26 protein-coding genes are annotated in these 24,958 nt (G+C 47.6%); 19 read left to right on the forward strand and 7 right to left on the reverse strand.

What is annotated here, in order from left to right; all coding sequences use genetic code 11:
• The first annotated feature begins 79 nt into the window (after positions 1–79).
• The 4 genes from AK95_RS12985 to AK95_RS13000 all read left to right on the forward strand — a co-directional run bounded on the left by AK95_RS12985 (position 80) and on the right by AK95_RS13000 (position 3,335).
• The gene (locus AK95_RS12985; RefSeq protein WP_071220359.1) at positions 80–880 is read left to right on the forward strand and encodes a Cof-type HAD-IIB family hydrolase; all 801 of its coding nucleotides are present in this window, start codon (positions 80–82) and stop codon (positions 878–880) included.
• Positions 881–1,229: 349 nt separating this feature from the next.
• Positions 1,230–1,577, forward strand: coding sequence for a PadR family transcriptional regulator (locus tag AK95_RS12990; RefSeq protein WP_071220360.1), 348 nt, complete (start codon positions 1,230–1,232; stop codon positions 1,575–1,577).
• 2 nt (positions 1,578–1,579) lie between these two features.
• The gene (locus AK95_RS12995) at positions 1,580–2,596 is read left to right on the forward strand and encodes an HAAS signaling domain-containing protein (protein ID WP_071220361.1); all 1,017 of its coding nucleotides are present in this window, start codon (positions 1,580–1,582) and stop codon (positions 2,594–2,596) included.
• 259 nt (positions 2,597–2,855) lie between these two features.
• Positions 2,856–3,335 (forward strand): hypothetical protein, encoded by a 480-nt coding sequence (locus AK95_RS13000; protein ID WP_235613090.1) that lies wholly within the window; start codon positions 2,856–2,858, stop codon positions 3,333–3,335.
• A gap of 362 nt (positions 3,336–3,697) precedes the next feature.
• On the opposite strand, the gene AK95_RS13005 is transcribed toward AK95_RS13000, so the two are convergent.
• The gene (locus tag AK95_RS13005) at positions 3,698–4,741 is read right to left on the reverse strand and encodes a glycine-rich domain-containing protein (RefSeq protein ID WP_071220363.1); all 1,044 of its coding nucleotides are present in this window, start codon (positions 4,739–4,741) and stop codon (positions 3,698–3,700) included.
• 223 nt (positions 4,742–4,964) lie between these two features.
• Here AK95_RS13005 and AK95_RS13010 point away from each other — a divergent pair, with 223 nt between their 5' ends.
• From AK95_RS13010 to AK95_RS13020, 3 genes are all read left to right on the forward strand, one after another.
• The gene (locus tag AK95_RS13010) at positions 4,965–5,168 is read left to right on the forward strand and encodes a hypothetical protein (RefSeq protein ID WP_071220364.1); all 204 of its coding nucleotides are present in this window, start codon (positions 4,965–4,967) and stop codon (positions 5,166–5,168) included.
• Between the two features lie 28 nt (positions 5,169–5,196).
• Positions 5,197–5,472, forward strand: a complete 276-nt coding sequence (locus AK95_RS13015) for a hypothetical protein (protein ID WP_071220365.1) — start codon at positions 5,197–5,199, stop codon at positions 5,470–5,472.
• A gap of 125 nt (positions 5,473–5,597) precedes the next feature.
• On the forward strand, positions 5,598–6,224 hold the full coding sequence (locus AK95_RS13020; protein ID WP_071220366.1) for a DedA family protein: 627 nt from the start codon (positions 5,598–5,600) through the stop codon (positions 6,222–6,224).
• Positions 6,225–6,243: 19 nt separating this feature from the next.
• Here the strand turns inward: AK95_RS13020 and AK95_RS13025 are convergent, their stop codons facing one another.
• Positions 6,244–6,453 carry a hypothetical protein gene (locus AK95_RS13025; RefSeq protein ID WP_071220367.1) on the reverse strand — a complete coding sequence of 70 codons (210 nt, stop codon included), beginning with the start codon at positions 6,451–6,453 and terminating at the stop codon, positions 6,244–6,246.
• Positions 6,454–6,694: 241 nt separating this feature from the next.
• Between AK95_RS13025 and AK95_RS13030 the strand changes: the two genes are divergently transcribed.
• From AK95_RS13030 to AK95_RS13065, 7 genes are all read left to right on the forward strand, one after another.
• Entirely contained in the window at positions 6,695–9,553 is a 2,859-nt protein-coding gene (locus AK95_RS13030; RefSeq protein WP_071220368.1) for a Na+/H+ antiporter subunit A, read from the forward strand.
• A gap of 2 nt (positions 9,554–9,555) precedes the next feature.
• Positions 9,556–9,894: a Na(+)/H(+) antiporter subunit C gene (locus tag AK95_RS13035; protein ID WP_071220369.1), complete on the forward strand. Its 339-nt coding sequence runs from the start codon at positions 9,556–9,558 to the stop codon at positions 9,892–9,894.
• Complete coding sequence (locus AK95_RS13040; RefSeq protein WP_071220370.1) at positions 9,887–11,368, forward strand: Na+/H+ antiporter subunit D; 1,482 nt, start codon at positions 9,887–9,889, stop codon at positions 11,366–11,368. The genes AK95_RS13035 and AK95_RS13040 overlap by 8 nt, the downstream gene beginning before the upstream one ends.
• A 5-nt stretch (positions 11,369–11,373) precedes the next feature.
• Positions 11,374–11,853 carry a Na+/H+ antiporter subunit E gene (locus AK95_RS13045; protein ID WP_071220371.1) on the forward strand — a complete coding sequence of 160 codons (480 nt, stop codon included), beginning with the start codon at positions 11,374–11,376 and terminating at the stop codon, positions 11,851–11,853.
• Positions 11,850–12,143: a Na(+)/H(+) antiporter subunit F1 gene (locus tag AK95_RS13050; RefSeq protein WP_071220372.1), complete on the forward strand. Its 294-nt coding sequence runs from the start codon at positions 11,850–11,852 to the stop codon at positions 12,141–12,143. The genes AK95_RS13045 and AK95_RS13050 overlap by 4 nt, the downstream gene beginning before the upstream one ends.
• Complete coding sequence (mnhG, locus tag AK95_RS13055; RefSeq protein WP_071220373.1) at positions 12,127–12,522, forward strand: monovalent cation/H(+) antiporter subunit G; 396 nt, start codon at positions 12,127–12,129, stop codon at positions 12,520–12,522. The genes AK95_RS13050 and mnhG overlap by 17 nt, the downstream gene beginning before the upstream one ends.
• 196 nt (positions 12,523–12,718) lie before the next feature.
• Entirely contained in the window at positions 12,719–13,600 is an 882-nt protein-coding gene (locus AK95_RS13065) for a GNAT family N-acetyltransferase (protein ID WP_071220375.1), read from the forward strand.
• Between the two features lie 86 nt (positions 13,601–13,686).
• Here AK95_RS13065 and AK95_RS13070 read toward each other — a convergent pair whose 3' ends face one another.
• Positions 13,687–14,340 (reverse strand): TVP38/TMEM64 family protein, encoded by a 654-nt coding sequence (locus AK95_RS13070; protein WP_071220376.1) that lies wholly within the window; start codon positions 14,338–14,340, stop codon positions 13,687–13,689.
• A 186-nt stretch (positions 14,341–14,526) separates the two neighbouring features.
• A complete protein-coding gene (locus AK95_RS13075; protein ID WP_343225161.1) occupies positions 14,527–15,360 on the reverse strand; it encodes a CPBP family intramembrane glutamic endopeptidase in 834 nt (277 codons plus the stop codon).
• Positions 15,361–15,699: 339 nt separating this feature from the next.
• Here AK95_RS13075 and AK95_RS13080 point away from each other — a divergent pair, with 339 nt between their 5' ends.
• Together AK95_RS13080 and AK95_RS13085 are read left to right on the forward strand one after the other, a co-directional pair.
• Positions 15,700–16,308: a TetR/AcrR family transcriptional regulator gene (locus AK95_RS13080; RefSeq protein ID WP_071220378.1), complete on the forward strand. Its 609-nt coding sequence runs from the start codon at positions 15,700–15,702 to the stop codon at positions 16,306–16,308.
• 108 nt (positions 16,309–16,416) lie between these two features.
• Positions 16,417–17,283, forward strand: coding sequence for a YitT family protein (locus AK95_RS13085; protein ID WP_071220379.1), 867 nt, complete (start codon positions 16,417–16,419; stop codon positions 17,281–17,283).
• A 264-nt stretch (positions 17,284–17,547) separates the two neighbouring features.
• Here the strand turns inward: AK95_RS13085 and AK95_RS13090 are convergent, their stop codons facing one another.
• Together AK95_RS13090 and AK95_RS13095 are read right to left on the reverse strand one after the other, a co-directional pair.
• Positions 17,548–17,760: a hypothetical protein gene (locus tag AK95_RS13090; RefSeq protein ID WP_071220380.1), complete on the reverse strand. Its 213-nt coding sequence runs from the start codon at positions 17,758–17,760 to the stop codon at positions 17,548–17,550.
• 49 nt (positions 17,761–17,809) lie between these two features.
• The gene (locus tag AK95_RS13095) at positions 17,810–18,382 is read right to left on the reverse strand and encodes a thymidine kinase (protein WP_071220381.1); all 573 of its coding nucleotides are present in this window, start codon (positions 18,380–18,382) and stop codon (positions 17,810–17,812) included.
• A 339-nt stretch (positions 18,383–18,721) separates the two neighbouring features.
• Between AK95_RS13095 and AK95_RS13100 the strand changes: the two genes are divergently transcribed.
• Entirely contained in the window at positions 18,722–20,470 is a 1,749-nt protein-coding gene (locus tag AK95_RS13100; protein WP_071220382.1) for an RNA polymerase sigma factor, read from the forward strand.
• A gap of 406 nt (positions 20,471–20,876) precedes the next feature.
• The gene (locus tag AK95_RS13105) at positions 20,877–21,440 is read left to right on the forward strand and encodes an EamA family transporter (RefSeq protein ID WP_083397609.1); all 564 of its coding nucleotides are present in this window, start codon (positions 20,877–20,879) and stop codon (positions 21,438–21,440) included.
• 86 nt (positions 21,441–21,526) lie between these two features.
• On the opposite strand, the gene loaP is transcribed toward AK95_RS13105, so the two are convergent.
• Positions 21,527–22,102, reverse strand: a complete 576-nt coding sequence (gene loaP / locus AK95_RS13110) for an antiterminator LoaP (RefSeq protein WP_071220383.1) — start codon at positions 22,100–22,102, stop codon at positions 21,527–21,529.
• Between the two features lie 468 nt (positions 22,103–22,570).
• Between loaP and fabD the strand changes: the two genes are divergently transcribed.
• The gene (gene fabD, locus AK95_RS13115; protein WP_071220384.1) at positions 22,571–24,955 is read left to right on the forward strand and encodes an ACP S-malonyltransferase; all 2,385 of its coding nucleotides are present in this window, start codon (positions 22,571–22,573) and stop codon (positions 24,953–24,955) included.
• Positions 24,956–24,958: the final 3 nt, after the last annotated feature.

Consider the following 24,958-nt stretch of genomic DNA (forward strand, 5'->3'; position numbering starts at 1 on the left):
TAATGGCTTGCTCTGAAATGCTTTTCATCATTTACAATATGGTTACTGGCTAGAATCTACGGAAGAGGGGCGAGTTTCATTGAATAAGAAAATCATATTTTTTGATATCGACGGGACGCTGCTGGATCATGAAAAGAAAGTTCCGGCTACAACGAAAGAGTCCATTCAGGAGTTAAAGGATGCCGGGCACATCGTCGCTATAGCGACAGGGCGCGCTCCCTATCATTTTGAAGAGCTGCGGGAGGAGCTCGGTATCAATTCCTATGTTTGTATGAACGGTCAGTATGTGGTTCATGAAGGCAAACCGATCTATGGAAATCCATTGGCGCAAGATGCCTTGCAGAAGCTGACGGAGCAGGCCGTTGAGTTTGATCATCCGATCATATATGCCGGCAGTGAAGCCATGAAGATGAACGTAACCGAGCACGTTCATATCGATTCCAGCTGGGGGGAACTGAAACTCACGATCCCTGAATATGATCCGGAATATAACTTGGGCAGAGATATTTATCAGGCCATTGTATTCTGCACGGAGGATGAGGAAGCGGCTTACGTGAACAATTTCGCAGGCCGGTTCGATTTCGTTCGATGGGGTCCTTATGGAATCGATGTGCTGCCGTCCGGGGGATCCAAAGCCGAAGGGATCAAACAATTGATTCAGCTGCTGCACATCGATCTGGAAGATACTATTGCCTTTGGCGATTATCTGAATGATCTGGAGATGCTGTCGTACGTGGGCCACGGTGTGGCGATGGGCAATGCGCCGGAAATCGTCAAGAAGGCGGCCAGGCATATAACCAGGGATGTTGATCAAGACGGTATACAGTACGGCCTCCGTCTGTTGGGTCTACTGGGTAAGGAACCGCAGGAAATCGTGTAGTTATTTTACGATAAAAAGTCATGAGCGTGTCAGTCTTCGTTCCTGAGGGACGATAAGGACTGACATGTTTTCGGTTTGAAGTGCATTTCGAGAAGCGCAGTTTTGACGATGGAATGAGGGAACAACATCGCTGTGAGATGAGAGCATTTAAGAAGGTTATCTTATGACCTGGGACAATCCCGGCCATAGGATAACCTTTTTTAGATGAAAGTGCAGGTCTTCACGCAGCCTGCTTCCTGGTTTAGCAGCCTTACAACAAGTATAATCAAAAAATAATTGTAAATAATTATTAATTGTCTATATACATTAGTGTGCGTCGTACAGTATAATGATTACAGGAGTTGATGATATGTCAGAGGATCAAGATATTCTGAACAGTTTGGTGCAGGAGCTTCGGCGAGGAACGATCATACTTGGTGTCCTCAGCCAATTGTCGGAACCTCAGTATGGATACTCATTGGTGACCATATTGCAGGAGAAGGGTATCAGCGTGGAAGCGGGTACTCTGTATCCCTTGCTGCGGCGGTTGGAGAAACAAGGCTTGCTGGATAGCGAGTGGGACACGAATGAAGCTCGTCCGAGAAAATATTACATCATAAGTCAGACAGGGAAAGAAATATATCGGCAGCTTTACCATGAATGGAAAGTTATGATGACAAGTCTTGAAGGGCTTGTTGATGACAAGGGGGACGTTTAGTAATGGATCTGATTAACAGGTATATTTATGCAGTGACGCAGAAGCTGCCCGAATCACAAAGAGCCGATATTGAAAAGGAACTTCATGGACTCATCGAAGATATGCTGGAAGACAGGGGAGCAGGCGTCGGGATTGCAAGCACTGAAGATATAGAACAGGTGCTGCTCGAGCTTGGGCCACCCGGAGACATGGCAGCTAGATATAGAGGAAGAGAACGGTATCTCATTGGACCCGGTTTGATCGACAGTTATTGGTCTGTCCTGCGGATTGTATTGTACTCGGTCGTCATCGCTCTTGGCATCGCGTACATGGTTGATTTCTTTACAAGCTCGGATCCTACCGCCGAGAAGCTTCTGGAGTACTTTGTCTCCTTGCTGAGTGTGGCTATTCACGGGTTCGCATGGGTTACCGTTATTTTTGCCTATATCGAATATCGCGGTGCTCGGCAAGTTTCTAAGGACGCTTGGAAACCATCGGATTTGCCTGTAATTCCGGAACCAGCCGTTCGGATTAAACCGATCGAGCCGGTGCTGGGCATTCTATTTTCCGTGCTGTTCTTCGTCCTGTTCACGTTTTCCCTTAATCTGATCGGTGTTCATCGATTTGATGAAAACTCGATCGCCATTCCGGTGTTTGAACAGGCTTCCTTTGCCAAGTATTTGCCGCTGATATGGCTTCTTACCGCCTTCAGCATATTCAATGAAGCAAGGAAATTAATCACAAGAAAGTGGACGCCGCAGCTTGCCGTCATGCATGTCATATTTAACGTTGCTTCCGTTATCGTTGCGGTGATTCTGTTCTCCGATATGGCGATTTGGAATCCGTCTTTCATGGAGCAGCTAGCACAGACGGGTTTCGTAACACCGGGAAGTGAATCGTACGACATCGTAAAATCAATTTGGGATCGATCCAGAGATGGTCTTATTTACGTCATCGTGATCATTACCCTTATTGATACCGTGTCCGTTCTGATGAAGAGGTTTCGGCGGAAGGAAGGAAATACAGCGTTAACCAAATAAAGACATAAGTGTTGAAGTAAAGGGTGTCCCAAAAGATCTTGGATCTGGCGGGATGCTTTTTTTTTGCTATTAGGAGGACAATCCGTATACGAATCGTTCCAGGAACGACACGCAGCTTGTTGGATAAGCATAGGATAAGGAACGAAGCAAATAATTTTTTTGACAAAAATGTGAATGATATGTGTCAAAATTATGTACAATGGTGTTATAATAAGGTAAGAGTTAAATGAAAACCCTTACAGAATGAACGGAGCTGATTATGATGAAATACGCAATCCATTACTCTACGAGAATGAAAGACGTTATTTTATTTTCCTTTGTCATTAGCATTATCCTGTTTCAGGTAGCTACCTTGACCCAATATTCCTATCCTGTCCTATTCTATATGCAGATGGCGGTGAATGTCGTTGTTGTTGCGGCACTAGCAATTGAAGGGTATGCCCGATTGGTGAAACGGGAAGTGAATATTCAGGAGAATTCGGATATGATTACCATCAATGGCGTAGAGATTCATGCCGATCAGATTCGTGAGATCAAGGTTTCCGGATGCCATAAAGCCGCATTCCAGATAAACCTCAAGAACAAGAACGTGAATCCGATGTATTGCTGCTTTAAATTTGAAGAGAAAAATTGTGAAGGAATTCGGAGTCTCACGCGTTGGGCCGAGCGGAACCAGATTTCCGTGCGTAAGGTAGGACCGCAAACCCGTTCCGGGTTGGTACTCACATCAAACCACTAGTTAGCCTAAATTATATTATGAATAGAAGCATCTGAACCTTGAAGAATGGGTTCAGGTGCTTTTTTGATGTAGTTGTAGAGGAAAGGGGGGGGCGGGCATTTGTACCTATAGGAACTGAAATTTTAACCCATGTTAAGATCCTGTTTCAATGCAGGTTAATTTCGTCAGAGATCCAGCTAAGAATGAGAGTTACTTCGCGTTTGGAGAGGAGATTCAGGTTTGGCGATATCAAGGTAAGACGAGGCCAAGCTGTATACGGCGGGGTTTGAACGCTGGATAAAACCAAAAGCATGGGCCTGAATTCTCAGTTCCATGCTTTTGTTCGATTCATTATAAACAGGCGTTGTCGTAAAGTTTGTAACTTAGCTGCTGCAGCCGCCGCCACAGCCACTCCCGCAAGAGGATCCGCTGCTGCAGGATGAACCGCTGCTGCAAGAGGATCCAGATCCGTCGCCTGAGGATCCATCACCCGAATCGGATCCGCCGGACCCGCATGCCGAGGCGTAGGTGCATGAGGAGCTGCTGTTATTTTTATGAAGCTCGTGCTCATCAGGGATCATGTGGTCACCAAATTGTTCCGGTGCGTTCCAGGCAAAAAAGACGGCCGCTGCCAGGAGCATATCGCTATTTTGGAAATTGACCGACTTCTCTTGTCGCGCCGGCTTCTCTTGGGCGGTTCGAACCCGATCCTGCAGATCCTGGATGATCGCATCAATCGCCGTGCGGGCTGCAGGAATCTTCTCATAGGTCCAGGCATTAAAGCGCTTCTGGCCATGATTCACGGTGAAGTGGCGGGAAGTTACGGCCTCCAGTTCTTCGCGCGGCAGCGGGACGCGGAAGAAAGCCCCCCATAGCTCGGCGCTGTATTCATGCCAGCCGAATAATTGTACATATACCGTATCAAACCACGCACGTTCATTCGGAATAGGCACATGCTCGATTCCGGTGTTTGGAGCGTGGTGAAGCATTTTGCCAAGAAAGCGTTCCGAGAATTGCTGGTACTCGTATGTATACATCAGCATTTCATGCCATACTTCATCCACGTCTTTGCTGAACATCGGGACACGATCCAGCACCGCGCACATGATAAAGAACCGTTTAAGCTCCTGCCATCTCCATTCGTACTCCTGTTCGGACAGATTCGGATGCTCACTCATCACTCGTTGCTTCAGCAAGTTTTGATAGGTGTAGGGGAGCGCAGCCTCCAGTCTGCCGACAAGCTCACTCGCCGGGCTTCCTGCCTTGACGATCGGCGGCAGCTCGGGTAGTTTCCCGCGTCCGTGCTTATTGCCTTTTGGGAGCTGCTGACCGCTGTGTTTACGCAACGAGCGTTTCACGAAATAAGAAATAATCCATACATCCACCGCAACAAATAAAATAATCAGAATCCAGGTTGTTGTGTTCATTACATGTTCCTCCTTCTTTATCGTGTTCGGAGGTCGGCTTATTATTTCTCTCCTGAGTAAATTATGGCAAATGTGATGCGTGTTGGCAATTGAAATTGGAGAAGATCATAACTTGAATTTAGGGGCTTCTTTATGATACATTCCGTGTGTGTCAAGCGAGTGTTTGATCATGGAGCCATGATCTCGAAGGATGGCAATTTACGTTTACTTTAGGAGCATACATATGTTAACAGGTTGGAGACTATCCGTATTAGGTATTCTTGTTGTAGGCATTACCGGCATCGTTGCGTCTGTTACCGGTCTGATCGAGCCCGGCCGGGCGATAGCGCTTTTCGTTGTATTCGTACTCTTTATTGGGGCGCTGGAGCTGCTGGAACGAATCAAGAGCCGCAGAAAGAAGAAGGGGGAAGTGCGATCTTCCAAATAAAAATGCACAGACAGCAAGGAGGGAGCTTGTGAATTGGGTAGCTGTACAGCCGTACTACAAAATCAACCGAGTGGTGGATGGTATCGAACAACGGACGGAAGAGCAGGGGCGGGAGATGTTCCTGTACGAGGATCGAATCGTAACGAAATACCGGGAGTTCCCGATCAAGCAGGTCTTTGATCTGTCGTATCGGCCTATGGGAGACGGCGGTGGTTTCTTATATTTGCACACCCAGCAAGGCGTGTATTCTTACACGGTGAAGGATGATCCGGGTTCTTTCATATCGGCATTTAAAAATCTCTAATGGCATGATCCATAAATAAAACTGGTCTCAGGTCCAGTTCATATCCTCGCCTGCAGCATGTTTGCGAAAGCCACGTTGTCATATAAGCTGATACTATATTCTAGGGACGGATTAGGGGGACAGGAGTGGATACGCTATTAGATTTTATTGAACAGATCGGGCACTACGCATTATTCCTCGTATTGTGCCTTGGCTTGGTCGGTCTTCCTGTGCCTAATGAAGTCGTGGCAATGACAGGCGGAGCGTTAGCGGCATCCGAGATTTTAACGCCGGTTCCGTCTTTTATCATGACGTTTCTTGGCGTGTGTTCGGGATCGACGGTAGGTTACATGCTTAGCCGCTTTACCGCGAGCAAGCTGTTAAACCGTGTAGGGGAAAAGTCGAAGATACGCCAGTTTCTCGATGTATCCGAACGTCTGACCCGTCAATATGGCAATTACGCCATATGTATCAGCGCTTTTTTGCCCATTCTGCGCAACGTCACTCCTTATGCGGTTGGCATGAAGGGGATGCCGTATCGCAGATTTGCGGTGTATTCGTATTCCGCCTCCTTTGTATGGACCATCGGTTATTTCTCTTTGGGCATGTTTGTCGGAGATCAGGTCGTCGATCATATTGGAGCCCTGATTGACCGGTATGGATATTATGCGGCGGGAATTGTCGCGGTGCTGGCCATCATTCTGATCATTTCATGGGTAATTCGAAGAAATAAACGAAGCAAGGAGAATAAAGAAATTCAGTTTCACGGATAAATGCCGTATGCCTGTTTAATTAGGGCTCATCCGGCAGGGGCTCGGGTGACGTTCGAATGATTTTTACGTATTCTCGGGGTAAGAACCATGGGGGTTCTTGAATTTGATAAACTCTGGTTGTCGAGTTGTCTTGTTGATATCCGGGATGCGTACGTATATTCGTTAAGATGGCGGCTGCCAATATTGCAAGAAAGATGAAAGCGCAGACAGCCGCTTTTTTGATCATCATGGGAATCACTCCTTTACATACAGTGATTTCCCAAAGGTCCTCTTTTCATTCCAAGATACCTTTGACAAAGCTTTGATCTCAAGATATACTGATTTTCAGTGTGATTCGAAAAAATACCATATGGTTTTACCTGGAGGAGCCTGCCATCAACGGGCTCTTTTTGTGTTTTTTTGGAGTTATACCTAAATAATGGGGAAATACTACTTATGAAGGAAAAATCGGACTATAGGAGGAGTAGACTTTGTCTTTGCTGCACATCGCCGTCATGGCACCTTTTATTGTAGCGCTTGTGGTTATGTTGACCTACAAGCTCATTGGCCGTGTCCACACCGGATGGGTCATTTTGCCGGTACCGGTTGTCCTGTTCGCCTATTTTTTAGGACTTATCCCAACCATTCAGGGAGGTGAACAGCTTCAAGCGGTCCTGGAATGGATTCCGAGCGTGGGAATAAACTTTACCGTTTATTTGGATGGACTAAGTTTAATTTTTGCACTATTAATATCTGGTATTGGTTCACTCGTTGTACTGTACTCCATCTTCTATATGGATAAGAACAAGGAAGCCGTCCATAAATTCTACATTTATCTGCTTCTGTTCATGGGCGCCATGCTTGGTGTCGTGCTCTCCGATAACCTGATGGTGCTGTACGGTTTTTGGGAACTGACAAGTATCTCGTCTTTCCTGCTGATTGCATTCTGGCATCATCGCGACCGCTCCAGATACGGAGCTTTAAAATCCATGCTGATCACCGTATTCGGCGGACTTGCCATGTTTGCAGGGTTTATTCTCCTTTATGTCATGACTGGCACCTTTAGTGTGCGGGAGATCGTAGCTAATGTGGGGAGCATTTCGGGAGACGCGCTGTTTATTCCGGCCATGATTCTGATCCTGCTGGGAGCATTCACCAAATCCGCTCAGTTCCCGTTTCACATCTGGCTGCCGGATGCGATGGAAGCACCGACTCCGGTTAGTGCTTATCTTCACTCCGCTACGATGGTTAAGGCCGGAATCTATCTGGTGGCCCGTTTTAGTCCGGTGTTTGCGGGTCAAGCTTCCTGGTTCTGGATCGTTGCGATTACGGGCTTGACCACGCTGATCTATGCTTCGATCCGAGCGATCAAGCAGACAGATCTGAAGGCACTGCTGGCATTCTCCACCATCAGCCAATTGGGACTGATTATGAGCTTGCTGGGTCTTGGCTCTGCCGCAGCTTATTATGGAGGCGGCGTGGACACGCTGCTCTATACGAAAGCAACGACAGCGGCCATCTTTCATCTGATGAATCATGCGATATTTAAGGGCGCTTTGTTTATGGTCGTCGGCATCGTGGATCATGAAACGGGCACCCGTGACCTGCGGAAACTCGGAGGTTTAATGTCGCTCATGCCGATTACGTTCACCGTGGCCGTCATTGGCGCATTTTCCATGGCCGGTCTGCCTCCGTTTAACGGATTCCTGAGTAAAGAGATGTTCTTTACGGCGGTCCTTCAAGCGTCTCAGATGAATTTCTGGAATGCCGAGACCTGGGGTGTGCTGATACCGGTCGTTGCCTGGATCGCCAGCGTATTTACGTTCCTGTACAGCATGATCCTGGTTTTCAAAACCTTCACCGGCCGCTACCAGCCTGAAAAGCTGGAGAAGAAGCCGCACGAAGCACCGCTGGGGATGCTGATTCCCCCGGTTATTCTGGCATCGCTGGCCATCGTGTTCGGACTGTTTCCGAACCTGCTGTCTCATGCACTGATTGAACCGGCGATGGCCGCCATTCATCCGGGGCTGCTCGTGGCAGAGGACCGGTTCCACGTGCATATCGAGATGTGGCACGGCTGGACAATGGAAATTTACATGACCATCGGAATCATTGTTCTCGGTACCGTTCTGTACAAGCTTCACGGCAGAGTGCGTATCTTGAACACAACGATTTTCAAGCGATTTACATTGAACAATCTGTATGACGGGGGATTGCGCGTTCTCGAAAAAGGCGGCAAATCGCTGACCTCAACCTACATGACAGGTTCGCTGCGTCACTATGTGATCTATATCTTTGTGTTTTTCATAGCCGTTCTTGGCGGAGGTCTCCTGCTGGTTGATCATATCGGATTCGATATGACGGACTACGCACCGATGTCCTTCTATGAGGCCGTTGCCATACTCGGCCTGGTCATTCCGGTCATTGTGCTCCCGTTCGTACGGACACGATTGATGGCGATCATATTAACCGGGGCTGCGGGTTATATGGTGACCTTGTTCTTCGTCCTGTTCCGGGCTCCGGATTTGGCGTTGACCCAGATGGTTGTCGAGACCGTTTCCGTCATGCTGTTCCTGCTCTGTTTCTATCATCTGCCGAAGCTGAAGCGGGAGAAGGTGTCAATGAGCCTGAAGTGGAAAAATCTGCTGATATCTATAGGCGTGGGTGCTGTCGTAACCTTGATCGCGCTGGCCGCAAGCAGCGGCAGAACCTTCGACTCCATTGCGGATTACTTCATTAAAGAGAGCTACCGCTCGGCCGGCGGTAAAAATATCGTCAATGTCATTCTGGTGGACTTCCGCGGATTTGATACCTTGCTGGAAATTATGGTTCTCGGCATTGCGTCCCTCGGAATCTATGCCTTGATAAAAGTTGATTTGGGTGAAGGGGTTATCGGTGAACGGGATCGTTATGAAGGTGCGTATTTGCCTAATAGCAATGATGTTATCCTGCGAACCATATCCAAGGTGGTCGTCTTTATCGTCGTAACATTCTCGTGGTTCCTGTTCAACTCGGGACACCATGAGCCGGGCGGAGGATTTATCGGGGGGCTGATGACTTCAGCCGCACTGGTTCTGTTATCAATGGCTTTTGGCATGGACATGACCCGCAAAATCGTGCCTTTCGAATTCCGGAAGGTTACGGCTGCAGGCCTTGCCATCGCCCTGCTTACAGGGATTGGTTCCTTTGCCTTTGACGCACCGTTCTTAAGTCATTCCTTCGATTATTTCAACCTGCCATTGCTCGGGGAAACCGAGCTGGCTACAGCGGTTCTCTTCGACCTCGGCGTCTATTTAGCCGTCGTTGGCGTGACGATGACCATCATCAATTCGATTGGGAGGGATAACTGACCATGGAACTATATATGTCACTTGCCATCGGAATTATATTCGCGGTTGGGATTTACCAGATCCTATCCAAAAGCTTGCTGCGGATCATTCTCGGTACATCACTGTTAACCCATGGTGTCCATCTGCTGCTGCTCACGATGTCTAGGCTGAAGACCGGTGCTGCTCCGCTGCTTGGCGAGAAGGCTTCATCCTATGTTGACCCCGTTCCACAAGCGTTGATCCTGACGTCCATTGTCATCAGTTTTGGCGTCACATCGTTCTTCTTCGTACTGGCGTACAAAGCGTATCAACGCTTGGGCACGGACAACATGGAGGAGCTAAGGGGGATGGATGATGAATAATGTAATTGTTCTGCCTCTCCTTATTCCGTTAGTTACTGCCGTTATTCTTATTTTTTGCTCCAAATACGTTCGTGTTCAGCGCTGGATCAGTGTGGTCAGTGTCATACTGAACCTGCTTGTGGCGTTGTTCATCGTGAATCAGGTAAACAACGAAGGCATCCAAACGCTTCATATGGGCGGATGGCTGCCGCCTTATGGGATCGTGTTTGTAGCCGATATGCTCGCGGCACTGATGGTGCTCACGACGTTGATTGTGGCTGCTGCCTGTCTGTTCTATTCCTTTCGGAGCATCGGGGAAGAGAGAGAGAAGCATTACTTCTATGCCTTTTTTCAATTTTTGCTGGCTGGTGTGATCGGATCGTTTCTGACAGGGGATCTGTTTAACCTGTTTGTCTGCTTTGAGGTCATGCTGATCGCTTCCTATGCACTGATTGTGCTGGGGGGCACCAAGCGGCAGCTGAGAGAAACCCTGAAGTACATGCTGATTAATATTATTTCATCCACCTTGTTTGTTGCAGCCGTTGCTTATTTGTACGGCACGGTCGGCACGCTGAATATGGCGCATCTGTCCCTGCGCGTGGCAGAAGTACAGCAGGATGGAATATTATCGGTCATCGGCCTGTTGTTCCTGATTGTATTTGCCTTGAAGGCGGGCTTGTTCCTGTTCTTCTGGCTGCCCGGATCCTACAGTGCACCACCGGCGGCAGTTACAGCTTTGTTCGGCGCGCTGCTTACGAAGGTTGGATTATATGCGATTATCCGTACCTTTACACTGATCTTCCATCACGATACCGGCGGCATCCACGCCGTCATCGGCTGGATGGCCGCGGCCACGATGATTTTGGGAAGTTTGGGCGCAGTTGCGTATAAGGATCTTGGACGAATCCTGAATTATAACATTATTATCAGCGTCGGCTTTATCGCCTTCGGCATAGCGTCAGCATCTTCAGATTCCTTGAACGGGGCTGTATTCTACTTGATGCATGACATGATTGCAAAGGCGCTGCTCTTTATTCTTGGCGGAATCATCATTGCCAGTGCAGGTGCTAACAAGCTGAGTGATATGGGCGGCCTGATGAAGCGCCATCCCTTGGTGGGGTGGATGTTCTTTATCGTTGCATTGGCTCTGGTCGGCATCCCGCCCCTTAGCGGATTCCTTGGCAAGGTTCTTATCGTCCGCGGTGGTTTGAGCGAGGGGCATTATTGGTTGACGGGACTGGCACTGGCATCAAGCCTGGCGGTATTGTATTCCCTGATCAAGGTATTTATGGGGGCATTCTGGGGCGAATCACCCGGGCATACGGAATCGCAGCCAGTCAGAATCCATCGGACAGCTTATGTGGCAGCTATTGGACTAACGGTTATGGTGATTGTCCTTGGGGTGGGTTCGGAGTGGATTTATTCCTACACCTCTCAAGCAGGCGCCGTATTATCCGATCCATCACTATACATTAACGCTGTACTAAAGGAGTAGTGGATATGGGCCATCAAATCCTGTTAAATATCATCATTGCCGTTGTCTGGATGTTCCTGAACAATAACTGGTCCCCCCAGCATTTGATAGTCGGCTATCTGATCGGTATGTTGCTGATTTATCTGTTGCGCCGCTTTTGGCCAAACGATTTCTATTTGCGTAAGCTGTGGTCTATTCTGATGCTGCTGCTTTTGTTTCTAAGAGAGCTGTTTAAATCAAGTATCACCGTCATCGGTCAGATTATAAGACCGAAGCTGAATGTCCGCCCCGGCATCTTCGCCTACGATACGGAGCTTAAGTCCGACTGGGAGATTACGGTCTTATCGTGCCTGATCTGCTTGACGCCAGGAACGCTTACCCTGGAAGTCTCTCGCGATGGTCAGACGCTGTATATCCATGCGATGGATATCGAAGATGTCGAAGAGCTGTCGAATCAGATCCGCGGTACCTTTGAACGCGCGATCAAGGAGGTGACCCGCACATGATCCATGGCATGCTGATAGCCTCATTGGTGATTTTGTCGCTTGCTATTCTGGGCTGCCTGTACCGATTAATCAAGGGACCTTCCATGAACGACCGGATCATGTCGCTGGATACGATCGGAATTATCCTGTTGTCCATGATCGCTGTCCTGTGCATGCTGTTCCGGACATCCGTGTATTTTGATATCATTCTGCTGATCGGAATTCTTACGTTCATCGGAACAACCGCGCTTGCCAGATATATTGAGAGGGGTGATGTCATTGAACGCACAAACGATGAGTCAGATCGGTGAGTTTCTGATCGCGCTGATGGTGCTGCTCGGCGCTTTGCTGGGTGCATTGAGTGCATTCGGCCTTATTCGTCTGCCGGATGTTTACATGAGGTCCCATGCAGCTACGAAAAGTGCCACGCTGGGCGTCCTCTTGATCCTTGCCGGCGCATTTCTGTATTTCACCTTCTACCTGGAGCATGTCAGTGCCAAACTGCTGCTGGGAATCGTATTCGTATTTATTACGGGGCCGGTAGCGGGTCACTTGAACGGGAGAGCGGCGTATCGATCAGGCGTGTCCATGTGGGAGAACAGCGTTCACGATGACCTCAAGCCTGAACTGAAGCGCGAACGTGAGCGGATGCGAGCTTCCCGGAAGGGGGAGCATTCCGAGAAGGGATGACCGTCAACCGTAAACAAGGTCCCGATTGAATGATCGAGAAGATGAGATGGGCTTTCCAAGCATATGGGAAGCCCATTTCGTGTTTCATGTTTGGCTCACGGGTATCATCTCGTGGTAAAATTGACCAAAACAGGTTCGAGGAGCCTTTGGAAATCACGCTAGGAAAGCTGATTCTGAACAAGGAGAATGTGTACAGATGGTATTGGATACAGATCAAACGAAATTAAGAGAGCTGTCTTCCTTTCTTGCCCGAATGAATGGAGATCGTCATCATCATGTCGGATATTGCGGCGAACAGGAAGGGGAGGTCTACAGCACGCTGCTGGAAAATTTTTCGGAAAATGGCCGGCTGAGCAGCCAGCGATTTACCGTGATCTATGATCAAGATCAGATGGTGGGCGCATTGGGATTCGATGTGGACGAAGAAGAGGGAACTGCTGAAATATGGGGACCTTTTATCGATGTGGAAGGCGAGCTTTGGCATCGATTGGCGAAGGAGCTATGGGTTGATGGAACAATGAAGCTGAATGGCAGCGTAACACGCTATTTCGGATTTTATAATGTAGCTCATCCGTCTGCTGCGAGGTTTATGGAGGACAAAGGGGGAAGAAAGACAGGTGTGCATCATGTACTGAAAATCCAAAAATCCACCTTGTTAGCGAATGCCGCGCCTGGATTGCAGGATATCACGCCCGAATATTGGGATGAGTTCGAGAATCTGCATGGCACCGCCTTCCCGAATACCTATCTCAGCTCGGAGTCTATTTTGCAGAAGCTGGATGAGTATCACCGGCTCTTCATATTTACGGAAGAAGGCCGTTTCGTCGGGTATGTTTATGTGGAGGGAGACCCCGATTTCCAGGAAGGAAATATTGAATACATCGCGGTATCCGAACAATTCCGGCGCAAAGGCTATGGCGGGCTCCTGATTGATCAAGCTCTCCATTATTTATTCCAAGTCCTGCAACTGGAAGAAATCTCGTTATGCGTGAACCAAGACAATGCAGGAGCGCTCCAGCTGTATCATCGTGCGGGCTTTGAGACGGTGCATAAACTGGCGGCTTACGTATTGGAGTGAACATAATGGTTTCCATCACGACCCGCCCATGCATAACAAGACCCGCCCATCCCAGCAACCGGGATCGGCGGGTCTTGTTTATACATCTAACGCTTCGTCTTTTTGCTGCTGATCACGACACTTCCCGGCTGATCTTCATGATGGTAACGGTTTTCCATCTTTTTGCCGGCCAGCCACAGCAGCCAGAGGACGATGGCCGCGATAAGAATGCGCCAAGGCTGCTGGATAAAGGCTTGCCAGTCATGTCCAATGAATGCCACCATAAAAATCATCACGGATTTACCTGCCATAACGGCTATCGTGAACGTCGTTGCCGATATCGTGCTGATGCCGGATGCGATATTGATCAGTGAGGAAGGCGTAAAGGGGAAGCAGTACAGGATGAAGATCGGCGTAAAGCCCTTTTCTTCAATCCAATGGAAGAAGCGCTGGGATCCCGGCATTCTTTTTTGGATAAGCAATCCAAGCTTGCCTCCCAGCTTACGAACAATCCAGAACACCGTAACGGATCCAAGGCAAACGCCGATCCACGACAGCAAGAATCCCCACCATAATCCATAGGCTGCGGAGTTCCCCATCACCAGTACGATAAGAGGCAGAAAGGGAAGGAACGCCTCTATAAATGGAAGCAAAATACCCGGGATGGGACCCAGCTGCGAGTACTGCTGAAGCCATTCCTGCACTTGATCCATGTCAATTTCTTTCATATGGGTCCACAAGTTCTGAAGCCATTCCAACATGATGAGTAAATCCTCTCCCTGCCTAGGGTAAAATTATGTATTTTCCGGTCGATCACGGATGAAATATATTATAGCATAACCAGAATCAATATTATAAATTGCAAGTATTGAACCGGGGAGGGATACAGGAAAAACTCAAACTCCCCTAAAGCCATGGTGAGTTTGAGCTATATCCTTTATCGGTTCTTATACAGATTGGGCGGGCAGCGCTTCCTTGGTTTCAGGATTCGAATCCGGCGGGAGATCCGGCTCGATCCCGTTCCAATCGATTCGGTTCTTGCTCCGCAGCGACCAGACGATCAATAGGATGATCCCAATAATGACCGAACCGATCGTTACCATATAATTGCCCCAGACCGAAAGGTATTCGATCTCGATGAATGCATATTGGGAGGGTACCACAACGTACCGGACCATCTCCAGCCAGGCCAGGTGAAAGCCGATGCTCATCCACAAATTGTTGGATACGATGCGGGACAGCTGCAATACCGTACCAAAAGCAACTAAATTGATGATATACTCCACCGTAATCAAATCCCATGTCCCTATTCCTATGGCCACCATGAATGCCGTTACAGCGATAGGCGCAAGCACGAACATTACGACCTGAAGGACCAAAGCAAGCCAGCGCGGAAAACGGGTGTTTAAGTTCCGGTACACATAACCGCGGAAGGTGATTTCTTCTGGAAAGGCTTCATAAAAAAATGCAATCGGGACATTGATGAGGATAACGAGCATCGTAACGATTGGGAAATGGAAATCCACGATCCGGAGCCATCCGGCGGCGCTGCCGATCAGCAAGGCTGCTGCCGTGACCAGGGCAAGGAAACCGATGCCGAGAAGGAAATAACGAAAACCGGAAGGAACAGAGCTAAGACCAAGTCCGTTCCAGGGCCGCTGATCGACATAACGCCTAAGCAGATAAATCAGCGGCACGGATATACTTGTTGTAACGACGGCAAGGAGGATTTGGAGCCCGAGCGTGGGGATCTCGTATGAACCCGCTACCGTGGCTATCACAACTGCTAGTCCGAGCCCTGCAACAAAAGCCAGCCACCCAAGGACGACACGCCAGAACAGGTTTAAACGGCCCTCCCGATCACGGAATGCCCGAGAGACACCATGCTTAGCCTTCGATTCAGTTAATGTGCGAATGACGAACTCGCTCCTCTCTTAAGAACACGCTGCCCGTGTTCCTATTCTTTTTGACATTAATATATATAGTATTGCTTCTATCAAGGTGTTCCATAGAAAGAACCTATTTTTACGAAGGTAGGCATTAAAGAAGCAAATAAAAGAGGCTGAAATGTTGATTATGGTACGTTGTATTAAAAAAAACCGGAAGTGTATAATGGGATTATGCCGAAAATCGTAGATCATGATAAACAAAGACAACGGGTCGCTGAGGCTGCCCTGCGGGTGATTCAGAGGGGTGGACTCGAAAAAGCGACGGTTCGCAATATCGCCGAAGAGGCGGAGTTATCCGTAGGTTCGCTGAGACACTATTTTACCAGCCAAGCTGAGTTGTTGGCTTTTTGTATGAACCTGATGATCGAGAGGATTGAAGAACGCTTTTCTACTTTATCCTTGAAGGGACCCGTGTTTGAGGATGTAAAACAAGTATTGATGCAATTTCTGCCGATGGATGAGGATAGGACGATGGAAATGGAGGTGTGGATGTCGTTTGTTGCCAAAGCGCTAGTCTATCCCGAGTTAAGAATAATGACCGATCATATGTATGATGGATTAACCAAGGCGTGCCACTATGCGGTGGATACCCTGGTCGCACATAAGCTGGCTAAACCGGAGCTGGATCTTGATTATGAGAAGGAGCGCATATACGCATTGGTAGATGGATTAGCGATTCATCATATCATGAAGCCACAACAACTTGCCAAAGAAAAGATCGAGTGGATTCTCGAGCAGCATCTGCGTTCCTTATGTCTGGATGACAAGGCAATAGACTAAAAGACCCATGTCACTTAGCGTGTCAACATTGACATGCCATTCCTTTTTTTAATACAATGGTTCTTCGACAGGCACTTCGTGTGAAAAAAGATACAAAAGGAGAATGGCATGGTCAAAAAACACAAAAATCTGACAGTCGGCGAAATTCTGAAACGGTTCATCTTTATTACCATCGGTGCAGTTCTGATGGCCGTGGCGCTAGAAATATTCCTGGTGCCCAACGAAATTATCGACGGGGGTATTACCGGTATTTCCATCGTATTATCATCGATTACGCCCATCAAACTGGGTGTGTTCCTCTTCATTATCAACTTGCCGTTTCTGTTCATCGGTTATAAGCAGATCGGCAAAACGTTCGCATTTTCCACACTGTACGGGATCGTGGTATTGTCGGTGGCGACAACATTCCTGCATCATGTAGACCCGTTTACGAACGAGAAAATTTTGGCGGTGCTGTTTGGTGGTTTGATCCTTGGTCTGGGTGTAGGTCTTGTTATCCGTTACGGCGGAGCTCTTGACGGTACGGAGATCATTGCTATCCTGCTGTCCAAAAAGCTGCGCATGCCGGTCGGGCAGATCATCATGATTATCAACGTGTTTATTTTTATTACGGCAGGGTTTGTATTCGGTGCAGATTCGGCCATGTATTCGATTTTTTCATACTACATAGCGGCAAAAGTGATGGATATTGTGGTAGAGGGCTTGGACGAGTCCAAATCCGTTACGATTATATCCAATGAATATGAAGAAATCTCAAGTGCCATCATGCAGCGTCTGGGCCGCAGCACGACGATGATTTATGCCAAGGGCGGATATTCGAAAGAGGATACGCAGATGATTTATTGCGTCATCACCCGGCTGGAGATTGCGAAGCTGAAGACGGTTGTGCAGGAGATAGATAAGAACGCATTTATTTCGATTCAAAATGTCGCGGATGTGCTGGGTGGGAGTATGGCGAAGTCAGATATTCACTAGGTGCACGTACATGCTTTTGATGTGATAGGTTGATTAACGAATGGCGGTTTTTTGCAGATCCTTTTCTGCAGAAGGCCGCCTGTTTATTTAGGAGATAAAAACAAGTAAACCATTAAAGTCTTACCATCCTTACCTCGCAAGAAACATCTGCTATATGCGGACTGTATGCTGAAAAAGCACTGATCGAGGAGAAGGGATTGCCTGAGTGTCTGATCGAAGCTCCATGAAAGCCGTCAATCTAAAAGCGCTCAGGCCATCCATCTATCATTTCCGTACTTCAAAAAATTCGCATTCATCCCGCTTATGATAGCCGAGCGAACTGACGCTGGATTGCGTAATGACGGTTTCGTCGGTGAATCGGATGACGAGACTGCCGGAGTCAATCAGATGATTATCCTTGAAGATGCGTATACGGATCTGCTGCTCCATAACTTCCTGAAAGTCCTGGTCGGTTAATAGCGGTCTGACTATCGGCATGGGTCATCCTACTCCTTACGTTTTGAATGGTGGGTTGTTCGTAAAAGTCCTATGATAAAGGGGGATTGGTATGACATTTGCGGCAAACAGGGAAGTAGGTATCATTCCCTCCGATCAGGATCTGCTCGCCGGCATATACGGGTTTACCGTCAATGACGCGAAGGTTCATGATCGCTTTACGCTCGCAGAACCAGCAGATCGTCTTCATTTCCTCGATTTTATCGGCGTAAATCAGCATCCAGCGGCTGCCTTCAAACAACTCGTTCCGGAAATCATTCTTCAAGCCGAAGCCCATGACAGGCACGTTAAGCTCATCTACGATCCGTACGAGCTGCAGGATGCTGTCCTTGGACAGGAACTGGCATTCGTCAACCAGAACGCAGTATGGCTTAGTCTGATGCTCCTTCACAATCCCGTAGATGTCGGTCGTATCGGATATAGGTATCGCTTCGCGTCGCAGGCCGATTCGCGAGGATACATACCCAACGGCATCCCGGTCATCGATAGCGGATGTAAAAAGGAGCACCGGTTTGTTCTGTTCTTCGTAGTTATGGGCGACTTTCAAAATTTCGATGGATTTACCACTGTTCATGGAGCCATACTTAAAAAATAATTGAGCCATGCTTTCGTTCCCTTCCTATAAGTGCAATGTTGCTTCTTTGAGTGTAGTGGTACAAATTCGTTATTCTTACTATATAAGATATGACATGCAGAGTATATTGTCGCATTATTGGGCGTCTTTTGTCCATTGCCTGTATGGACTATATTCTGACATATATGACTTAATCGCGGAATGAAAAAAAAGGGACAGGACTTCGCCGCGAAATCTGGCGAGGTTACTTCGTATCATGGCACCAGACTTAATCAAAAAAAGGTATAATCTTTTTCAATTACGTTGTCAGAAATGACGAACTTCTCTGGTCATATAAGTAGTCAACGATACGAAAGAGGGTTTGAGCAGTTGGAAACGACAGCGGACAGAACGGTCCAGTGGGATGAGATGGAAGATCAGGAGTTGGTGAAATATGCCCAGGCAGGGGAGCGGGAAGCATTCGGGGAGCTTGTTCGGCGTCATCGGTCCAAGGTTTATGGCTATGCCAGAGCTATAACCCGGGAGTCCTACCTGGCAGAGGACGTTGTACAGGATGCATTGGTCCGGGCATTTTTGCACTTGGGCAAACTGGTCGATACCCGGCGTTTCCTGCCCTGGGTGCAGCGGATCGTACGGAATCAGGCCTATACCCGGCTTAAGGGAAGCTCCGCGATGAAAGAACAGACATTCACTGAGCTTGAAGGCAGGGGAAGGTATGATAGTGCCGGGAGTGCAGATCAGTGGAATAATCTGGACAGCATTCTGGGAAGGCTCCATCATTCTTCAGCCAAAGCGGCCGCAGGATTCAACGTACCGGAGGAACGAATCGTCCAGCAAGAGACGCTGCGTGTTATAACGGACATCATTCAACGCCTGAAGCCACGCGAACGGCTTATTTTCGAATCTCATTTTTTCGATCAGCTGTCCCCGCAAGAAATTGCTGACTTGTTCCAGCTCTCTTCGGCCAATGTGTATCAGATTATTTCGAGATCACGGAAGAAAGTGATCCAAGAAAAAATTCGCGTCACCGTTGACTCTTATATTAAGACGAGAAGGGACTTGGGAATTATGAATAAGAAGATTCTACAGTACGAAGGATCGTTGAAAGAAATCAAAACTTGGACAACCGCAGCGGATGCCATGTATAAAATGCTGCAATTTACAGATCGGAAGCTATCCCTGCCGATGGTTATGGGGCTTACAGGTCATGCATTCCGAATTAACATCATTCCGGATCAGGTTCACATTGCAGGTCCGACCGCGTATTTTTTTGGTGAAGTATTATCCCGGGGTCTTCATAATATCGGCTTCCATTCCAAATTCATCGACGGCATGTCGGACGGCATCGGTACCAATGCCAATCTGCTGGATCCATCTGCCTTGGAGAAGAGTGCCATGAGCAAGCGCAGCATTCATCAGGAGCTGCCAAGGGCCCTTGATTTGATTCATAGCTCGCTGGACCGAGGATACCCTGTGCTGGCATGGGATATTTTCTTTCCCGAATTTGGTACGCTGTATGGCTATGACGATGAAACCAGAACCCTCTACGGGGAAGTATGCGGAAAAGCGGATACGCTCCCTTATGAGAATCTCGGAAGGAGTGTGATGGGAGAGCTGTTCGTTCTGGCCATTGAGGGATCGGTCGATTTAACGCTTCAGCAGCAGCTTCGACTTGCGCTTGATACCGCCATCGATCAATATGAGGGGAAAGAAAGCGTGGTTCCGACGGCAGTGAAGGGGATTGCGGCATACGATGCTTGGATCGAATCGCTGCAGGGGCGGAAGATCGAACCGAACGGCCATGCATACAACATCGAGGTATTAAGAGATGCCCGGTATTACGCTGCTGAGTTCTTCAAGGAACTGATAGCAGCATGGCCGGATGCGAATACCGAAGGACCGGAGCTCACGCAGCAGTTTAAAGAAGCCAGCGTGTTATATACGGGAATGTGCGAGAAATTCAGTGTCCTGCATCAGATGTTCCCATTTCCGGTAGGCGGAGAGCCTAATTCGGAGGATCAAGCAACGACGGCGATAACACTGGTAGAGGATATTAAAGCTCTGGAGATCGAAGCCGTTGCTAAATTGAAAGAGATTTTTGCAAAGTTGTCTTCTTAATTAGTGGTTGGTATTTACAATGTTGAGGTTTTGTCTTAAGATAAGACCATAATTCAATATCAAACAGAGTCAACTCCACTTTTTACTGTTTTCTGGATTCCAAAACAGTGAAAGTGGGGTTTTTGTTGCGTAAGGGGGAGTTTCACGTTGTTGCATTTGTTGAAAAATTCATTCTTCGTATTTTTGGGAGCATGCTGTTTCGGAATTCTGTCAACGGTTGTAAAGCTTGCTTACCAGGAGGGGTTCCTATTTCAGGAGGTAATGATCAGCCAATTCGGGACAGGCTGGCTCATGCACATGTCTTACAGGCGTCACATATTACCTTGCCCTTCAGAGCATTCCGGCATCGATCGCCGTCGTTCTGTTATTTCAATTCACCTGGATCGGCGTCATTATCGAAGCTGTTGTGAAACGGCAATGGCCGGATAAGTCCACGGTCATCTCCGTTATCATCCTGTTCGTCGGGACGATGATGGCCGGGGGGATGTTGGGTGCAGGCGAGATTCAATTGAATTGGAAAGGGACATTATTGGGGCTGACCGCGGCTTTGATGATGGCTTTGTTTGTCTTCTTCAGCGGCCGGGTCGAGACGCAGATGTCACCCATTACGCGGAGCTTTTATACCTCAACGGGTGGCCTTATTCTGCTGACGATCCTGTTCACGCCGAAAGTGTATACGGAGATATCCCTGTTTGACAACGGATTATGGCTGTTCGGCTTAATCTTAGGCGTATTCGGCGTTGTTCTTCCAGTTCTGCTATTCGCACTCGGTGCGCCCAAAATCAGTACGGGATTGGCAACCATTCTTGGGGCCGGAGAGCTGCCCGTTGCCGTTATTGCTTCGGTGCTGGTGCTGAGTGAGCAGGTGACTGCGCTGCAATGGATCGGGGTTATCGTGATCCTGCTGGGCATTGCGTATCCGCAGATAGCGGCGCAGAAGCGGGGCGGGGTGCCAGCGGTACAAAGATAAGATTCTGAAGAACATAATAACGCTGATAGGAATGTAGGGGCTGCTTGCAGTCCCTTTTTGTGTGGGGAAACAGGTCCATGTATCAATCATCTAATGATCTCAATTCCAAAATCGACCAGCTGCTCTCTTCCCATGATGTTCATGCACACTTTAGCGCGCTTTTTATGCTTATCGACTTTTTTTATAAGGCTTTCCATTCCCTTCAACGGACCCGATTTAACGATGACATTGGACTCCTGGAACGTGACTTGGGAATACTCGATAACTTCACTATCACTGATCAGTTTGAGAACGATCAGCATTTCATCTCTGGGGATCTCTTTGAAAAAATAAGACTCGTCCGGTTTATGAGAGGGCAGGTGGACTTGCTGCGCATCCGATGGGAGGAATCCCTTATCCTTGTTATTAAGATAGTTTAGTGAGCTGTAAATGAAGGGATTCTCTTTTAATGTATAATATATGGAAAAATTCATTTTTGTTTCAACAAACACATAGCCGGGGAAAAGTGTTTTTATAGCATGGTATTCCTGGCGGTCTTTCTTCTCTGGTACTTTTCTTCTGGGAATCACGCTGGTTAGCAAACTATTATCGAATCTGGCATCAAGCCATTTTTTAATGGAAGACTCGTATCCGGTTTTAACAAATAAGGCATACCATGACATAAATTGCTCCCCCACTTCCTTTTGATGAACAGATAATACCAAATAACTCATGAAATTAATGTCGAAATAGGGAATTTAAAGAAAAAATAAACAACTAAACATATAAGATTAATAGTTTACAAAAAAATATTTATATAATAATATATTGGTAATGAATGACTTAAATTAACAAAAACTTAAACTGGCTTAATCGACGTTTCGGCGCGTTAAGAACATTTAAGGGCCATAATGATACGCGTATTTCGTGTGAATGCTTACGAAGACTCCAGTTAGTTGGAGGACCTCGTAGGCATTTTTATGTTCAATTTCAAAAAAATAAGCAAACGCAGGATAGCTTGTGCCTTAGCAGCTAAAGGCAAGTATAAGGATCCTTAGACAGTCTCTATTATGAGTTAAAACCATCAGACAGGAATTAAGTGGGAGTTAAATACACTAATAATTATCTATTTGGGAGGATGGTACAAGCCTATGCTAGCCTATGTATTTCCCGGCCAAGGTGCCCAGAAAAAAGGAATGGGCGAGGAGCTTTTCGACGAGTTTGAAGAGTGGACTGCACAAGCGGATGATATTCTAGGATATTCGATCAAACAATTATGCTTGGAAGATCCTGATTTTAATCTGAATAAGACTCAATATACCCAACCGGCATTATATACCGTAAATGCTTTAAGTTATTTCAGCAGGATTAAGCATTCGGCCATAACGGTAGATTTTGTTGCGGGACATAGTCTGGGGGAATATAACGCTTTGCTGGCCGCGGGGGCCTTTGATTTTGCTACAGGTTTAAGACTTGTACAAAAGCGAGGGCAGTTAATGAGCCAGGCTGCGGGTGGCGGCATGGCGGCAGTTATCGGGCTAACCGAGGAACAAATGGCAGAGGTGCTGCAGGAACATAGACTTGAAAGCATCGATATTGCCAATCTGAATAGCCCTCATCAGATCGTAATATCCGGAGCGAAGGAAGACATGGATCTCGCCAAGCAGGTCTTTGAATCGCTTAAGGATGTCATGATGTTTATCCCTTTGCGAACGAGCGGTGCCTTTCATTCTCGTCATATGGAGGGTGCGGGCAGAGAATTTGAAGCTTTTCTCCAGAAGTTCACGTTCCATGAATTGCGTATTCCGGTTATCTCCAATGTGTATGCCAGGCGGTATCAGACGGCCTCTATCAAACGGAATCTGGTTCAACAGATTACAAGCTCCGTTAGATGGACGGAAAGTATTCGATATTTGATGGGGCTTGGTGTTATCGATTTTGAGGAGATTGGTCCGGGAAGGGTTTTAACCGATTTAATAGGGAGAATCAAGAACGAAGCAGAACCTCTAATTGTGGATGAACCTGCGCTCGTTGCTGAAACCGTGATTGAAACCGTGTTTGAGGAGATGAACGAAAGCCATTTAGAGATACCTAACAAGTCTGAATCTATAGCTATCGAACAAGTGCATACATTCGAAATTAAACCAGATTCGCTGGGAAGCGCAGCATTCAGGAGAGATTACAATCTTAAATTCGCCTATATGACAGGCGCTATGTACCGGGGAATTGCCTCCAAGGAAATGGTTGTAAGAATGGGCAAGGCAGGAATGATGGGTTTTTTTGGAGCTGGAGGTTTAAAATTACCCCAAATTGCAGAGGCGATTCAATACATACAGCAAGAACTTTCTGAAGGTCAAGCTTACGGCATGAACTTGGTGCACAATCCTTCTGAGCCGGAAATCGAAGAACAAACGGTGGACATTTTCCTTCAGAGCGGTGTAAAGGTTATGGAAGCAGCTGCTTTCATGAATATCACTCCAGCCCTGGTCAAATACCGAGCCAAAGGTTTAACCCGCGATGCCGATGGAAGGGTTGTCTCGATAAATAAAATGATTGCCAAGGTATCGCGGCCGGAAGTTGCCGAAGCGTTTCTTAGTCCAGCCCCCGAGCGAATCATTGCAAAACTGCGCGCAGAAAACAAGATTACGCCGGAAGAAGCTCTTATGCTCAGAGAAGTACCGGTTGCTGATGATATTTGTGCCGAGGCCGATTCCGGTGGTCATACAGATGGTGCCGTGGCCTATGCCTTAATGCCAGCCATGATTAAATTACGGGATGAGATGATGCAAAGGTATTCATATCCTACAAGAATTCGGATAGGTGCCGCAGGTGGGATCGGCACCCCGGATGCCATATCGGCGGCTTTTACGTTGGGTGCGGATTTCATTGTGACAGGCTCGATTAACCAATGCACTGTCGAGGCCGGGACTAGCGACGAAGTAAAGGATTTGCTCCAGCAAATGAATGTTCAGGATACGGAATACGCGCCTGCCGGGGATATGTTTGAGATGGGGGCTCGGGTGCAGGTGCTGAAAAAAGGACTTTTCTTCCCGGCACGCTCCAATAAACTGTACGATTTATACCGTCAGTACAATTCTATTGACGAAATTGACGAGAAGACAAAGGCGCAGATCCAAGAAAAATATTTCAAGCGCAGCTTTGAGAGCGTATACGAAACGGTCCGAACGCGCTACCCGCAAGTCGTCGAGAAGGCAGAACGGAATCCAAAATACAAGATGGCTATGATATTCAGGTGGTATTTCAGTTACAGCACGCGCTTGGCTCTGCAAGGGGATCAGGAGAATAAAGTAGACTATCAAATTCATTGCGGGCCAGCCTTAGGCGCGTTTAATCAATGGGTAAAAGGAACGAAGCTCGAGGATTGGCGGAACCGGCATGTAGATGAGATTGCCGAAACACTGATGACGGAAACGGCTGCACTGTTGAACCGGAGATATAACAGCTTTCGAATGCCTTCGAAGGAACCTGACATGCCAGATCTTCAGGACATTCGAAGCGCTCAAGAGGTTTATTAAAAG

Source organism: Paenibacillus sp. LC231 (genome assembly GCF_001860525.1).
GTDB lineage: Bacteria > Bacillota > Bacilli > Paenibacillales > Paenibacillaceae > Paenibacillus_AQ.

Bases quoted from the DNA above. Each gene is read 5' to 3' on its own strand.
- AK95_RS12990 (WP_071220360.1), top strand. From the start codon at position 1,230: ATGTCAGAGGATCAAGATATTCTGAACAGTTTGGTGCAGGAGCTTCGG.
- AK95_RS12995 (WP_071220361.1), top strand. From the start codon at position 1,580: ATGGATCTGATTAACAGGTATATTTATGCAGTGACGCAGAAGCTGCCC.
- AK95_RS13000 (WP_235613090.1), top strand. From the start codon at position 2,856: ATGATGAAATACGCAATCCATTACTCTACGAGAATGAAAGACGTTATT.
- AK95_RS13005 (WP_071220363.1), bottom strand. From the start codon at position 4,741: ATGAACACAACAACCTGGATTCTGATTATTTTATTTGTTGCGGTGGAT.
- AK95_RS13010 (WP_071220364.1), top strand. From the start codon at position 4,965: ATGTTAACAGGTTGGAGACTATCCGTATTAGGTATTCTTGTTGTAGGC.
- AK95_RS13025 (WP_071220367.1), bottom strand. From the start codon at position 6,453: ATGATGATCAAAAAAGCGGCTGTCTGCGCTTTCATCTTTCTTGCAATA.
- AK95_RS13035 (WP_071220369.1), top strand. From the start codon at position 9,556: ATGGAACTATATATGTCACTTGCCATCGGAATTATATTCGCGGTTGGG.
- AK95_RS13040 (WP_071220370.1), top strand. From the start codon at position 9,887: ATGAATAATGTAATTGTTCTGCCTCTCCTTATTCCGTTAGTTACTGCC.
- AK95_RS13045 (WP_071220371.1), top strand. From the start codon at position 11,374: ATGGGCCATCAAATCCTGTTAAATATCATCATTGCCGTTGTCTGGATG.
- AK95_RS13050 (WP_071220372.1), top strand. From the start codon at position 11,850: ATGATCCATGGCATGCTGATAGCCTCATTGGTGATTTTGTCGCTTGCT.
- mnhG (WP_071220373.1), top strand. From the start codon at position 12,127: ATGAGTCAGATCGGTGAGTTTCTGATCGCGCTGATGGTGCTGCTCGGC.
- AK95_RS13065 (WP_071220375.1), top strand. From the start codon at position 12,719: ATGGTATTGGATACAGATCAAACGAAATTAAGAGAGCTGTCTTCCTTT.
- AK95_RS13070 (WP_071220376.1), bottom strand. From the start codon at position 14,340: ATGTTGGAATGGCTTCAGAACTTGTGGACCCATATGAAAGAAATTGAC.
- AK95_RS13080 (WP_071220378.1), top strand. From the start codon at position 15,700: ATGCCGAAAATCGTAGATCATGATAAACAAAGACAACGGGTCGCTGAG.
- AK95_RS13085 (WP_071220379.1), top strand. From the start codon at position 16,417: ATGGTCAAAAAACACAAAAATCTGACAGTCGGCGAAATTCTGAAACGG.
- AK95_RS13090 (WP_071220380.1), bottom strand. From the start codon at position 17,760: ATGCCGATAGTCAGACCGCTATTAACCGACCAGGACTTTCAGGAAGTT.
- AK95_RS13095 (WP_071220381.1), bottom strand. From the start codon at position 18,382: ATGGCTCAATTATTTTTTAAGTATGGCTCCATGAACAGTGGTAAATCC.
- loaP (WP_071220383.1), bottom strand. From the start codon at position 22,102: ATGTCATGGTATGCCTTATTTGTTAAAACCGGATACGAGTCTTCCATT.
- fabD (WP_071220384.1), top strand. From the start codon at position 22,571: ATGCTAGCCTATGTATTTCCCGGCCAAGGTGCCCAGAAAAAAGGAATG.